The following is a 13,702-nucleotide window of genomic DNA, read 5'->3' on the forward strand; positions in this document are numbered from 1 at the left end:
CTGGATATTTAAAATGTTACCTATTATTGTATTAATTGGACGTACCAATGTAGGAAAATCTACTTTATTTAATGTATTAAGCAAAACTAGAAACGCATTAGTTGCTAATCATCCAGGACTTACTAGAGACAGAAATTACGGATATTGTAGTTTAAAAGAAAATAAAAAAATAATTATAGTAGATACAGCAGGACTTAATTTTAAATCGAAAAAGATAGAAAAAAAAAGCCATGAACAAACTTTACACGCTATAAAAGAATGTGATGGAATTTTATTTTTAGTAGATGCTCGTGATGGAATCATGCCACAGGAATATGAAATTACTGAAAAGATAAGAAAATATCAAAAAAAAACAATCTTAGTAATTAATAAAATAGATGGAATTAAAGAAAATTCTAAAATTAACGAATTTTATTCTTTAGGTTTTAAAGAAAACATAAAAATTTCTGCAAGTCATAACCAAGGAATTAACAATCTTATTTCAAAATATTTAACTCCTTGGATTAATTTAAAATTTAAAGAAAGAAATCTAGAAAAAATAAGTCAAGAACATTCTAATAGAGAAAATATTTCAGTGAAAGTTGCATGTATAGGAAAACCAAACGTCGGAAAATCAACATTAATTAATTCACTAATAATGAAAAAAAGAATGATTACTTCTAAAACACCTGGCACAACATTAGATAGCATATCAGTACCTATTAAGTACAATTATAAAAATTATATTTTTATAGATACTGCAGGAAAATCCAAAAAAAAATCTAAAAAAAATAAAATAGAAAAATTTTCTACAATTAAAACTTTACAAACCATCGAAAATTCAAATTTAAATTTACTAATAATAGACGCAAAAAACCAAATATCTAATCAAGATTTATTATTAGCTAATTTTATTGAAGAATGTGGAAAACCATTAATTATTGTAATTAACAAATGTGATTTACTAAGTCTTTCAGAAAAAAAAAATCTACAAAATTTAATTAAATATCAATTAAAATGTTGTTTTTTCTCAAAAATACATTTTATATCTGCACTTCGTAATGAAGGAACATCTGAACTTTTTAAATCTATTGACACCTCATATAATTCTTCTAAAAGAAAAATACAAACTTCAGACCTTATTAAAATCATGAAAAGAGCTATAAAGAAACACCAACCTCCAATTATCAATGGACGACGAATAAAATTAAAATATGCTCATTTAGGAAGCTCTAATCCAGTTAAGATTATTATACATGGTAATCAAATAAAACATTTGTCTTTATCTTACAAAAGATATTTAAAAAATTTTTTTTACGAAACACTAAAAATGAATGGAACACCAATAAAAATAAAATTTAAAGAAACTCTTAATCCATATATTACAAAAAAATAATTAATTTTCTATTGCATGATTGGTATTATATAAAGGAATTTGTACTTCTATGTCAATGTTGCCAATAACAGCTTGACAACTCAATCGACTTGTAGGCTCTAAACCCCAAGCTTTATCTAATACATCTTCTTCTTTTTCAGACCAGCCTGAAAGAGAAAGAAAACCCTTTTTTATAATACAATGACATGTACTACAAGCACATGATTTTTCACAAGCATGTTCTAATCTAATATTGTTTTTTAGTGCAACATTTAAAATAGTTTCCCCTTCTTCACATTGAAAACACCCACCCTTAGGTAATAAAAATTTATGAGGTAAAAAAAATATTTTAGGCATTATGTAGTCTCATCTAATAAATGTTTAATTGGAGAAAAATTAATATTTTTTTTCAACCGTAGTGAAAAAAAATTTTTACTAGCTTCTTCTAATTTTTTTAAATTTAATTTCATAGAAAAGAAATCATCTTCATCTATAGATTTCTGCAATTTAATTTGTTTTAATCTTATTTTTTTTAATTCCTCTGAGGTAATTAAATTTTTATCCTCTTGTAAAGCATTATTTAAAACATCTAAAATATATTTAGATTCAATTTTTTTTTCTTTCTTAACTCTAAGATAATAATCTTCTTTAGCATATATAATCGATTCTTCAATTAAGTTATCAATTTTTTTATTTTTTAAAAAATTAGTATTTTCAATTTTAATTTTCTTTTGTTTATGACTAGATTTTTCTAAAGCTTTTACACTGATTAAACCATCAGTATCTATTTCAAAAGTAACTGAAATACGAACCATACCTGCTTTTTTAGAAGGAATATCTTTTAATACAAACCGTGAAAGAGAGATACAATCTTTTACTAATTCTCTTTCTCCTTGTAACACGTGGATAAGAATCACACTTTGATTGTCTTTAGCAGTTGTAAATTCTTTTGTCTTAGAAATAGGTATAGGAGTATTACGAAGAATAATTTTTTCCACAAATCCTCCCATTACTTCAATACCCAAAGAAAGAGGTATTACGTCTAGTAAAATTGTTCTTTTTTGAAAAGAATTTTGAACAAGCATACCTGATTGCACTGCAGCACCTATTGCAACAACCTGATCAGGATTTATGGAAATTAAAGGTGATCTTCGAAAAAATTTTTTTACTTCTTCATATACTAATGGAACTCTCGTTGATCCACCAACCATGATAATATCTTTAATATTTTCTACTTTCAGATCAATTTCTTTAAGAAGATTAGAACAAATTAATAAAGTTTTTTTAATTAAATCTTTAATAATTAAATTAAATTCATCACGATAAATAACACCGTTCCAATTAAAAAAATTGATTTTTACTTTTTTATATTGAGTAAGTTTTATCTTTATTTCTTTTGCTTTTTTAAGTAATAAAGATTGAAAAAAATTATTGCATTTATGTGATAAATTCGATTTTTTATAAATATAATTAGCCAAAAGAATATCAAAATCATCACCACCTAAATTGGAATCACCAGCCGTTGCTAAAACTTCAAATATTCCTTTATTTAACTTTAATACAGAAATATCAAAAGTACCACCTCCTAAATCATAAACAACAACAACACCTTCTTTATTGAATTGTAAACCATAAGCAACAGCAGCAGATGTTGGTTCATTTAACAACCTAATTAAATTAATTTTTGCTGATATAGCAGCTTTTTTTATAGATTCTCTTTGAATATTATTAAAATATGCAGGAACAGTAATTACAGTTGCGTCTAATTTTTGATTAAAAAATTTATAAGCTTTTTCTTTTAAAAATTTTAATATTTCACTAGCGACATCAACTGGAGTAACAAGTCCAAAATCTGTATGAAATAAAATACCTCCATCTTTATTTTCTTCAATAATATATGGTAAAATAGGAAATTCTTTTTTAATAAAATTAATAGAACGACCAATTAAACGTTTAACTGAAGTAATTGTGTTAATTGAATCTTCAACTATTTTTTTCTCTGCTTCCCAACCAATAAGAAGTTTGCTTTTATTGTAATTTACAATTGATGGTAATAAATAACGTTTTTTAGCATCTGTTAATAAAACAGTACGTTCATTTTGTATACTAGCTAAAAGAGAATAAGTGGTTCCAAAATCAATGCCTAAAATTAATTTTTTTTCAATTTTATTTTTCAAAAAAACCATGTAGAAAATCCTAATTTATCTAACTTAGATAAGTTGTTATTATTTTTTTAAACGCATTTGTATTTTTTTAAAAAATAGAAGTTCAGTTATTAACTTAATAACATCATCCCATTTTTTTTCATTGAATTTTATTTCAATTATTTGTTCATAATTTGCTATTTTCTTTTCTATTTTTTTAAAAAAAATATTAATTTGAACTTCATCACAATTATTTTCTGTTAAAAAATCTAACTCTTCATATAAAAAAAAATATTTTTTTAAAAAATTTTTATCTTCCGATAAGAATTTTTCCTTACTGACTTTCAAACCATTTAAAGAAAGTAAATACATACCTCTAGTTAATGAATCTTGTAAAATCTTATATCCTTTATTAATTTCAATTGATTTTTGTAAAACTGTTTTTTTTTCAAATTCAGAATGATTTATAAATAAATCCGGATGAAATTTTAATTGTAATTTATAAAAATTTTTAGAAAGTAAAGATTTATTAATTCTATATTTTTTTGGTAAATCAAATAATGTAAAATAATCCATAAATTACCCAAATAAAACTATAAAGATATTATGATTTATAATCAAATGTTGAAAGAAAAATATTCTTTCAACATTTCTAGTTAAAAAAAATTAAATTTTAGTTTTCATTTTTTTTACTTTTGTAATCTGCAATAGCAGCTTTAATAGCATCTTCTGCTAAAATAGAACAATGTATTTTTACTGGTGGTAGTTCTAATTCTTCAACTATACTCGTATTTTTAATTGCTTCTGCCTCTTTTATAGATTTACCCTTAATCCATTCTGTTACTAGAGAACTAGAAGCTATTGCAGAACCACAACCATATGTTTTAAAACAAGCATCTTCAATAATACCTTTTTCATTAACTTTAATCTGTAATTTCATTACATCACCACAAGCAGGAGCACCTACTAATCCACTTCCTACACTAGAATCAGAAGTAGAAAATGATCCAACATTACGTGGATTTTCATAATGATCCATAACTTTTTTGCTATAAGCCATTTTTAACTACCTTCTTATATATATTTAATTCTATTACTTTAACTATGATCCCATTCTATACTATTTAAATCAACTCCTGATTTAAACATTTCCCACAAAGGTGATAACGCTCTCAATCTATGAATAGATTTATGTACTGATTTTATTGTATATTGAATTTCTTCTTTTGTTGTAAATCTTCCAATTGAAAAACGAATAGAACTATGCGCCAATTCATCTTTAATTCCTAAAGCTCTTAAAACATAAGAAGGCTCTAAACTTGAAGAAGTACATGCAGAACCAGAAGAAATTGCTAAATCTTTAAGCGCCATAATAAGTGATTCACCTTCAATATAGTTAAAACTAACGTTTAAAATGTGAGGTGCACCTTGTTTTAAATCACTGTTCAAATAAACTTCTTCAATGTTTTTGATACCATTCCAAAGATCATTTCTTAAATTAGTTAAATGAATAAAATCATCATTTATTTTTTTCCTAGCTAACTTAAAAGATTCACCCATTCCAACAATTTGATGAACAGGCAAAGTTCCTGCACGCATACCTCTTTCATGTCCTCCTCCGTGTAATAACGCTAATAAACGCACACGTGGTTTTCGACGTACATATAAACCTCCAATACCCTTAGGTCCATATATCTTATGAGCTGAAAAAGACATCAGATCTACAAATAAATTTTTTAAATTAATATCTATTTTACCTACACTTTGAGTGGCATCGACATGAAAAAAAACATCATGAGATCTACACATTTTAGATATATTACTAATATCTTGTATAATTCCAGTTTCATTATTTACATGCATTATTGAAACTAATATAGTATTTTTATTTATACTTTTTTTTAAATCATTTAAATCAATAATACCATTATTTTTAGGTGTAAGATAAGTTACAGAAAAACCCACACTTTCTAAATATCTACACGCATCTAATACAGATTTATGCTCTGTTTTGCTCGTAATAATATGATTGCCTTTTTTTCTATGAAATAAAGCAATACCCTTTATAGCTAAATTATTTGCTTCAGTAGCACCAGAAGTAAATACAATTTCTCGAGAATCTGCATTAATTAACTCTGCTATCTCGTTACGAGCGATATCAATTACTTCTTCAGCTTTCCATCCAAATTTATGAGAACGAGAAGCAGGATTGCCAAATATTCCATCTATTGTCAAATAATTCATCATTTTTTTTGCAACTTTAAATTCTACTGGTGTAGTAGCTGCATAATCTAAATAAATTGGAGTTTTCACTAGGTTATTTACCTTATATTGTGACTATAAAAAACTAAAATAGAATTAATATGCTATCATTTTAACAAATATTTCGATCTAAAAGTAAATACAAATTAAAACTAAAAATATATAGTGTACAAACTAGACTTTTATCTTAATTAGGCATATAATTATTTTTAAAATTTAAATTTCACTAGGGGTGTAGTTCAATTTGGTAGAGCATCGGTCTCCAAAACCGAAAGTTGTAGGTTCAAGTCCTTCCACCCCTGCCAAATTTCACTCATTGTTTTTTCTGAATCTATTCTATGATTAAATCAATCTATGACTAAATCAAAAAAAATAATATCAACCAATTATCATATTTTACAATATATAATTCCTGCTATTAAAAAATAAAATAAAAAGTCTTTTAAAGTTAAAAAACATATACTTTATTTTTAAAAAATTTTAAAAATTATAAAAAATATTTCTTGGAGTAATTTCTAAAATGCCTAAATATCGTTCATTTACAACTACACATGGCAGAAATATGTCTGGAGCAAGATCCTTATGGCGTGCTACAGGTATGAAAGATGAAGACTTCAAAAAACCTATTATTGCAATAGTAAATTCATTTTCTCAATTTGTACCAGGACATATTCATTTACAAGAGGTTGGGAAAATAATTTCGAAAGAAATTAAAAAATGTGGTGGAGTTCCAAAAGAATTTAATACGATTGCAATAGATGATGGAATAGCAATGGGACATTCAGGAATGTTATATTCCCTACCATCTCGTGAATTAATTGCAGATTCTATAGAATACGTAATTAATGCTCACTGTGTTGATGCAATGATATGTGTTTCAAATTGCGATAAAATAACTCCAGCCATGTTTATGGCTTCGTTACGTTTAAATATACCATCAGTCTTTGTTTCAGGAGGACCGATGGAAGCAGGTAAAATAAGAACAGAGGATGAGATAAAAAAAATTGATTTAGTTGACGCTATAATACACGGGGGAGATCCCAATAAATCCGATGATTTTGTAAGAAAAATTGAACTTTCAGCTTGTCCTACTTGTGGTTCTTGTTCAGGTATGTTTACAGCAAACTCAATGAATTGTTTAATGGAAGCTATAGGTTTAGCTTTACCTGGAAATGGAACGCTATTAGCAACTCATATTGATCGTAAAAAATTATTTAAAAAATCAGCACAAACTATTGTTAAAATTACGCAAGATTATTACCTTAATAGTAATAAAAACGTTTTACCAAGAAATATAGCAAATAAAGAATCTTTTGAAAATGCTATGGCTGTAGATATTGCAATGGGAGGATCTACTAATACCATTCTACACTTATTAGCTGCAGCATATGAAGGAAATGTTGATTTTAAAATGTCAGATATTAATAATCTTTCAAAAAAAATTCCTCATATTTGTAAAGTTGCTCCGAGTACTACATTATATCATGTAGAAGATGTACATCGAGCAGGTGGTATAATGAGAATTTTAGGAGAATTAAATCGTTCTAATTTAATAAATAAAAAAACAAAAAACATATTAGGATTAAATTTAGAAAAAACATTAAAAAAATATGATATTTTATCTACAAAAAACAAAAACGTAATTAAAATTTTTCATGCAGGTCCAGGTGGTATTCGTACAGTTAAACCATTTTCTCAAAACTACAGATGGAAAGAACTAGACAATAATCGTGTGAATGGCTGTATTCGTTCATATGAAAATGCTTACAGTAAAAATGGTGGATTATCTGTTTTATATGGAAATTTAGCAAAAAATGGATGTATAATAAAAACAGCCAGTATAAATAAAGAAAATTATATTTTTTCTGGATTTGCTAAAGTATATGAAAGTCAAGAAGAAGCTGTTACTGCTATTTTATCAGGTCAAATTATTGCTGGTGATGTTGTAGTTATTCGTTATGAAGGTCCTAAAGGTGGGCCAGGAATGCAAGAAATGCTGTATCCAACAACATATTTAAAATCCATGAATTTAGATAAAGAATGTGCATTGATCACTGATGGGCGTTTTTCTGGTGGAACATCTGGTTTATCTATAGGTCATATCTCACCTGAAGCGGCAAATAAAGGTACTATAGCCTTAGTAGAAAATGGCGATAATATTCAAATTAATATTGAGAAAAAAACAATTCATTTAAATATTACAGAAAAAGAACTAAATCTTCGCATTATTAAAGAAAATTCAAAAGGTTCTAAAGCATACAAACCTCTAAATCGAAAAAGAAATATTTCTCTTGCACTTCGTGCCTATGCACATTTTGCTTCTAGTGCCGATAAAGGCGCAATAAGAAATAAAAAGAAACTATTCAATTTTTAAAAATAAGAATTTATTATTGATGATAATAAATATTATATAAATTTTAAAAAAGTAGGAATTACTTAAATGAATTATTTTAATAAATTATGTTTTCGTAAAAAAATTAACGAAATTAAGAAATGTCGTTTTATGAAAAGAAGCGAATTTAAAAATGAAAATACAATTTTAAAAAATAAAAAAATAGTTATTGTAGGTTGTGGATCACAAGGTTTGAACCAGGGTTTAAATATGAGAGATTCTGGATTAAATATTACCTTTGCACTTAAAAAAAGTAGTATTTTAAGAAAAAACAACTCTTGGTTAAATGCTACTAAAAACAATTTCGAAGTTAATGACTATGAATCATTAATACCAAATGCTGATTTAGTTATCAATTTAACACCTGATAAACAACATGGAAGTGTTGTAAAAGAATTACAAAAACTAATGAAAAAAGGTTCATGTTTAGGTTATTCACATGGTTTTAATATTGTAGAATGCGGTGAAATTATAAGAAAAGATATAACAGTAGTTATGGTAGCACCAAAATGTCCTGGAACAGAAGTAAGAGAAGAGTATAAAAGAGGATTTGGAGTACCTACATTAATTGCTGTACACAATGAAAATGATCCTAAAAAAATAGGATTAGAAATTGCAAAAGCATGGGCTTTTTCAACAGGTGGGCACCGTGCTGGAGTATTAGAATCTTCATTTATAGCTGAAGTAAAATCAGATTTGATGGGAGAACAAACAATTTTATGTGGCATGTTACAAACAGCTTCATTAATATGTTATGAAAAGTTAATCAAAGATAAAAACGATCCTTCTTACGCAGCAAAATTAATACAATATGGTTGGGAAACGATCACAGAATCTCTAAAACATGGTGGTATTACACTAATGATGGATAGACTTTCTAATCCATCAAAAATAAAAGCATTTCAACTATCTAATGAAATAAAAAAAATATTATCACCTTTATTTAAAAAACATATGGACAATATTATTTCAGGTGATTTTTCTAAAGAAATGATGATAGATTGGAATAACAGTGACAAAAAACTGTTAAATTGGCGCGAAAATACAAAAAAAACATCTTTTGAAAAAAATACTATTCCTTGTTCGAAAAAAATATCAGAACAAGATTATTATGATCATGGAACATTAATGGTTGCTATACTGAAATCAGGTATTGAATTAGCTTTTGAAACAATGATCAATACGGGTATCATAAGTGAATCAGCTTATTATGAATCTTTACACGAATTACCATTAATTGCGAATACAATTGCAAGAAAAAAATTATATGAAATGAATATAGTAATTTCAGATACAGCGGAATATGGAAGTTACCTTTTTTCAGAATCAGCATATCCTATTTTAAAAGATTTTATTATGAATCTTAAAGAAAGTAACTTAGGATATTCATTACCTAATATAAAAATAGATAATGTTGAATTATATAAAATTAATGAAGAAATTCGTAACCATCCAATTGAAATTATCGGAAAAAAATTAAGAAAATACATGAAAGAAATGAAATCAATTTGTGTCGCAAAATAAAAAAACTTGCTAGATATAGTCTTCATTTTTTAAAAAATTTAAAAATTAATTATTTAATCAATCTGAAATTATTATTTTATGCCTCTTAATTTTAATCAAAAAAATGCTATAGAACTTATTCATGGTCCCTGCTTGATATTAGCAGGGGCTGGTTCAGGGAAAACAAAAGTTATTATTAATAAAATTATTTATTTAATAAATTATTGTCAATATAAACCAGGAAATATTATCGCTGTTACTTTTACAAACAAAGCTGCGCATGAAATAAAAGTTCGTCTTTCAAAACATTTAAGTCTTTTACAGATAAGAAAAATAATTATTTCAACTTTTCATTCACTTGGATTAGAAATTATTAAAAAAGAAATTAATACATTAGAATTTAATGCTAATTTTTCGCTATTTGATGAAAAAGATCAAATGATGTTATTAAAAAAAATATGTAATAAAGATATAAAAAATGATACAAAATTGTTAAAAAAATTAATTTTTATGATTTCTTTTTGGAAGAATAAATTTCTTACCCCTTTACAGGTTCAATTATCAGCAAAATCAAATTTAGAAAAAGATTTTGCATCTTTTTACAAGCAATATAGTCTTTATTTACGTGAATATAACATATTAGATTTTGATGATTTAATCTGTATACCAACAATTTTATTAAAAGATAATCAAATTATACAAAATCGTTGGCAAAAAAAAATTTCTTATCTGTTAGTAGATGAATATCAAGATACAAATAACAGTCAATATGAACTAATAAAAATGCTTACTAATATCAATTCAAATTTCACTTTAGTAGGAGATGATGATCAATCGATATATTCATGGAGAGGAGCAAAACCTCAAAATATCTTTTTATTAAAAGAAGATTTTCCTAACTTAAAAGTCATAAAAATGGAACAAAATTATCGTTCTTATGGAAGAATAATTAAAGCTGCAAATAAATTAATCTCAAATAACTTACATCATTTTAAAAAGAATTTATTTTCTACTCTAGAATACGGTAATAAAATAAAAGTTATAATTGGAAAAAATGAAGAAAATGAAGCAGAAAAAATAGTAGATAAAATAATTAATCAATGCTCTGAAGATATAATACAATATAAAGATTACGCTATATTATATCGCGGCAATTATCAATCTCAAATTCTTGAAAAAACTTTATTAAAAAAAAATATTCCTTATAGTATTTCTACTAGTTCATCATTTTTTTCTCGTCCTGAAATAAAAGATTTATTAAGTTATCTTCGTTTAATTATTAATCCAGATGATAATTATGCATTTATGAGAATTCTAAATGTTCCTCATCGTAAAATAGGATTAATTACGTTAAATAAGTTAGAAGAATTGGCTATTAAAAAAAATAAAAGTCTTTTCCAAATAAGTAATGATATAGAAATAAAAAAAATTTTAAAAGAAAAAACTGTAGAAAAAATAAAAAATTTTATTTCTTGGATAAAAAAAACAATTGAATTATCAAATCTTAAACCACATAAAATATTAGACAATATTATTAATGATATTAAATATGAACTATGGTTAACTAAAATTTTAAAAGAACCCAAGAAAATTAAAAAAAGTATAAATAACATTTATACACTATCTAATTGGTTAAAAGATATGTTACAAGGAAATGAATTTGAAAAACCAATGAACTTATTACAAATTATTAAAAAAATGACATTACGAGATGTCTTAGAAAAAAAAACAAAAATAAATCAAATGCAAAAAAACCAAGTACAATTGATGACATTACATTCATCTAAAGGACTAGAGTTTTCTTCAGTATTTATAATTGGTATGAATGAAGGTATACTACCTAATATAAAAAGTATTAATAATGATAATATAGAAGAAGAAAGAAGATTAACTTATGTAGGTATGACAAGAGCAAAAAAACAATTATTTTTTACATATTGTCAAAGTAGAATTCAATATGGACAAAAATTACATACAGCTCCTAGTAGATTTTTATTTGAGCTTCCTCAAGAAGATTTACAATGGGATAAAGACACTTATTTACATAAATCTTGTAAAGAAGAAAAAAATATAAAAATAAAAAATTTAAAAAAGATATTAAAAAATAAAAAAATATCTAATTTGAGATAATTAAAATTATTTAATTTTAGTTTAAATCAATTCTTAAAAATGATATTATAATAGCGTTAATTAAATAAATTTAAATTTTTTTATTATAAAATATAGAGTAAAATAAAAAATGAAGAAAATAATCGAACTGACTGACCAAAATTTTGAAAAAGAAGTATTGCAATCAAAAAATTTTGTATTAGTTGATTTCTGGGCAGAATGGTGTAATCCATGTAAAATATTAGCTCCTATTTTAGAAGAAGTAGCACAAGAATACTTTCATAAAATCAAATTTGGTAAATTAAACATTGAAAAAAATCCAAATACTGCTCCTATTTATTCTATTCGAGGAATTCCAGCGTTACTGTTATTTCATGAAAGGGAAGTTCTTGCCACTAAAGTTGGAGCAATTTCTAAAATACAACTCAAAGAGTTTTTAGATGAAAATATTCAATAAATATTTATATATTTATAAATATAATTAATTAATTTTTAATTAAAAAATTGAATTTAATTTTATGAAAAATTTATTAATGAAAACAAAAAAATTTATAATTTATATTACAGTTATCATTTCGAGATTTACCCCGATTTTACTAAGAACCCACCATTATGAATCTTACCGCACTTAAAAATATGCCAGTTTCTGAATTAATTACTCTTGGTGAAAAAATGGGGTTGGAAAATTTAGCGCGTATGCGTAAACAAGATATTATTTTTGCCATCCTTAAACAACATGCAAAAAGTGGAGAAGATATATTTGGAGACGGTGTTTTAGAAATATTACAAGATGGATTTGGTTTTTTGCGTTCCGCTGATAGTTCTTATTTAGCTGGTCCTGACGATATATATGTTTCACCAAGTCAAATTCGTAGATTTAATTTACGTACTGGTGATACTATTTCTGGAAAAATAAGACCTCCAAAAGAAGGTGAAAGATATTTCGCTCTACTTAAAGTTAACGAAGTAAATTATGACAAACCTGAGAATGCTAGAAGCAAAATTTTATTTGAAAATTTAACACCTTTACATGCTAATTCTAGATTAAGAATGGAAAGAGGAAACGGTTCAACTGAAGATTTAACAGCAAGAGTTCTCGATTTAGCTTCACCTATTGGACGAGGTCAAAGAGGTTTAATCGTAGCACCACCAAAAGCAGGGAAAACAATACTTTTACAAAATATTGCACAAAGTATAGCTTATAATCATCCAGATTGTGTATTAATGGTTTTACTAATTGACGAAAGACCAGAAGAAGTTACTGAAATGCAAAGATTAGTAAAAGGAGAAGTAGTAGCATCTACCTTTGATGAACCTGCATCAAGACATGTTCAAGTTGCTGAAATGGTTATTGAAAAAGCAAAAAGATTAGTAGAACATAAAAAAGATGTTATTATATTACTTGATTCTATTACTCGTTTAGCTCGTGCTTATAATACAGTTGTTCCAGCATCAGGCAAAGTTTTAACAGGAGGAGTAGACGCCAATGCCTTACATAGGCCTAAAAGATTTTTTGGTGCTGCTCGCAATGTAGAAGAAGGAGGAAGCTTAACAATCATTGCAACAGCTTTAGTTGATACAGGATCAAAAATGGATGAAGTTATTTACGAAGAGTTTAAAGGAACAGGAAACATGGAACTTCCATTATCAAGGAAAATAGCAGAAAAACGTGTTTTTCCGGCTATTGATTACAATCGATCTGGAACTAGAAAAGAAGAACTATTAACTTTACCAGATGAATTACAAAAAATGTGGATTTTAAGAAAAATTATTCATCCTATGAGTGAAATAGATGCAATGGAATTTTTATTAAATAAATTATCTATGACAAAAACAAACGATGAATTTTTTGATATGATGAAACGTTCATAAACATTTAAAATATTTTTTTATTTTATATTGTTTTTGTTTTTTAAAATTTTAAAAAAAAAACTGGAC

At 25.8% G+C, this 13,702-nt stretch carries 11 protein-coding genes and 1 tRNA gene; 7 read left to right on the forward strand and 5 right to left on the reverse strand.

Annotated elements, in window-relative coordinates; translation table 11 throughout:
• The first annotated feature begins 13 nt into the window (after positions 1–13).
• Entirely contained in the window at positions 14–1,375 is a 1,362-nt protein-coding gene (gene der, locus QZ401_RS00365; protein WP_295163997.1) for a ribosome biogenesis GTPase Der, read from the forward strand.
• Here the strand turns inward: der and fdx are convergent, their stop codons facing one another.
• From fdx to QZ401_RS00390, 5 genes are all read right to left on the reverse strand, one after another.
• The gene (gene fdx, locus QZ401_RS00370; protein ID WP_295163998.1) at positions 1,376–1,711 is read right to left on the reverse strand and encodes an ISC system 2Fe-2S type ferredoxin; all 336 of its coding nucleotides are present in this window, start codon (positions 1,709–1,711) and stop codon (positions 1,376–1,378) included.
• The gene (gene hscA, locus QZ401_RS00375; RefSeq protein ID WP_295163999.1) at positions 1,711–3,540 is read right to left on the reverse strand and encodes a Fe-S protein assembly chaperone HscA; all 1,830 of its coding nucleotides are present in this window, start codon (positions 3,538–3,540) and stop codon (positions 1,711–1,713) included. Before hscA ends, fdx begins: the two co-directional genes overlap by 1 nt.
• 39 nt (positions 3,541–3,579) lie before the next feature.
• On the reverse strand, positions 3,580–4,074 hold the full coding sequence (hscB, locus tag QZ401_RS00380) for a Fe-S protein assembly co-chaperone HscB (RefSeq protein ID WP_295164000.1): 495 nt from the start codon (positions 4,072–4,074) through the stop codon (positions 3,580–3,582).
• Between the two features lie 97 nt (positions 4,075–4,171).
• Positions 4,172–4,558 (reverse strand): Fe-S cluster assembly scaffold IscU, encoded by a 387-nt coding sequence (gene iscU / locus QZ401_RS00385; RefSeq protein ID WP_295164001.1) that lies wholly within the window; start codon positions 4,556–4,558, stop codon positions 4,172–4,174.
• Positions 4,559–4,596: 38 nt separating this feature from the next.
• The gene (locus QZ401_RS00390; RefSeq protein WP_295164003.1) at positions 4,597–5,811 is read right to left on the reverse strand and encodes an IscS subfamily cysteine desulfurase; all 1,215 of its coding nucleotides are present in this window, start codon (positions 5,809–5,811) and stop codon (positions 4,597–4,599) included.
• Between the two features lie 177 nt (positions 5,812–5,988).
• Here QZ401_RS00390 and QZ401_RS00395 point away from each other — a divergent pair.
• The 6 genes from QZ401_RS00395 to rho all read left to right on the forward strand — a co-directional run bounded on the left by QZ401_RS00395 (position 5,989) and on the right by rho (position 13,636).
• Positions 5,989–6,065: transfer RNA gene (locus tag QZ401_RS00395), tRNA-Trp, on the forward strand.
• Between the two features lie 215 nt (positions 6,066–6,280).
• Positions 6,281–8,134, forward strand: coding sequence for a dihydroxy-acid dehydratase (gene ilvD / locus QZ401_RS00400; protein ID WP_295164004.1), 1,854 nt, complete (start codon positions 6,281–6,283; stop codon positions 8,132–8,134).
• A gap of 66 nt (positions 8,135–8,200) precedes the next feature.
• Positions 8,201–9,676 (forward strand): ketol-acid reductoisomerase, encoded by a 1,476-nt coding sequence (gene ilvC / locus QZ401_RS00405; protein WP_295164007.1) that lies wholly within the window; start codon positions 8,201–8,203, stop codon positions 9,674–9,676.
• Positions 9,677–9,754: 78 nt separating this feature from the next.
• Positions 9,755–11,785 (forward strand): DNA helicase Rep, encoded by a 2,031-nt coding sequence (rep, locus tag QZ401_RS00410; protein WP_295164008.1) that lies wholly within the window; start codon positions 9,755–9,757, stop codon positions 11,783–11,785.
• Positions 11,786–11,894: 109 nt separating this feature from the next.
• Positions 11,895–12,221, forward strand: coding sequence for a thioredoxin TrxA (gene trxA / locus QZ401_RS00415; protein WP_295164011.1), 327 nt, complete (start codon positions 11,895–11,897; stop codon positions 12,219–12,221).
• Positions 12,222–12,376: 155 nt separating this feature from the next.
• A complete protein-coding gene (rho, locus tag QZ401_RS00420; RefSeq protein ID WP_158337677.1) occupies positions 12,377–13,636 on the forward strand; it encodes a transcription termination factor Rho in 1,260 nt (419 codons plus the stop codon).
• Positions 13,637–13,702: the final 66 nt, after the last annotated feature.

Origin of the sequence: uncultured Buchnera sp., from assembly GCF_913776765.1 — a bacterium.
GTDB classification, from domain to species: domain Bacteria; phylum Pseudomonadota; class Gammaproteobacteria; order Enterobacterales; family Enterobacteriaceae; genus Buchnera; species Buchnera aphidicola_AO.

Bases quoted from the DNA above. Each gene is read 5' to 3' on its own strand.
- rho (WP_158337677.1), top strand. From the start codon at position 12,377: ATGAATCTTACCGCACTTAAAAATATGCCAGTTTCTGAATTAATTACT.
- hscB (WP_295164000.1), bottom strand. From the start codon at position 4,074: ATGGATTATTTTACATTATTTGATTTACCAAAAAAATATAGAATTAAT.
- hscA (WP_295163999.1), bottom strand. From the start codon at position 3,540: ATGGTTTTTTTGAAAAATAAAATTGAAAAAAAATTAATTTTAGGCATT.
- trxA (WP_295164011.1), top strand. From the start codon at position 11,895: ATGAAGAAAATAATCGAACTGACTGACCAAAATTTTGAAAAAGAAGTA.
- iscU (WP_295164001.1), bottom strand. From the start codon at position 4,558: ATGGCTTATAGCAAAAAAGTTATGGATCATTATGAAAATCCACGTAAT.
- der (WP_295163997.1), top strand. From the start codon at position 14: ATGTTACCTATTATTGTATTAATTGGACGTACCAATGTAGGAAAATCT.
- rep (WP_295164008.1), top strand. From the start codon at position 9,755: ATGCCTCTTAATTTTAATCAAAAAAATGCTATAGAACTTATTCATGGT.
- fdx (WP_295163998.1), bottom strand. From the start codon at position 1,711: ATGCCTAAAATATTTTTTTTACCTCATAAATTTTTATTACCTAAGGGT.
- ilvC (WP_295164007.1), top strand. From the start codon at position 8,201: ATGAATTATTTTAATAAATTATGTTTTCGTAAAAAAATTAACGAAATT.
- ilvD (WP_295164004.1), top strand. From the start codon at position 6,281: ATGCCTAAATATCGTTCATTTACAACTACACATGGCAGAAATATGTCT.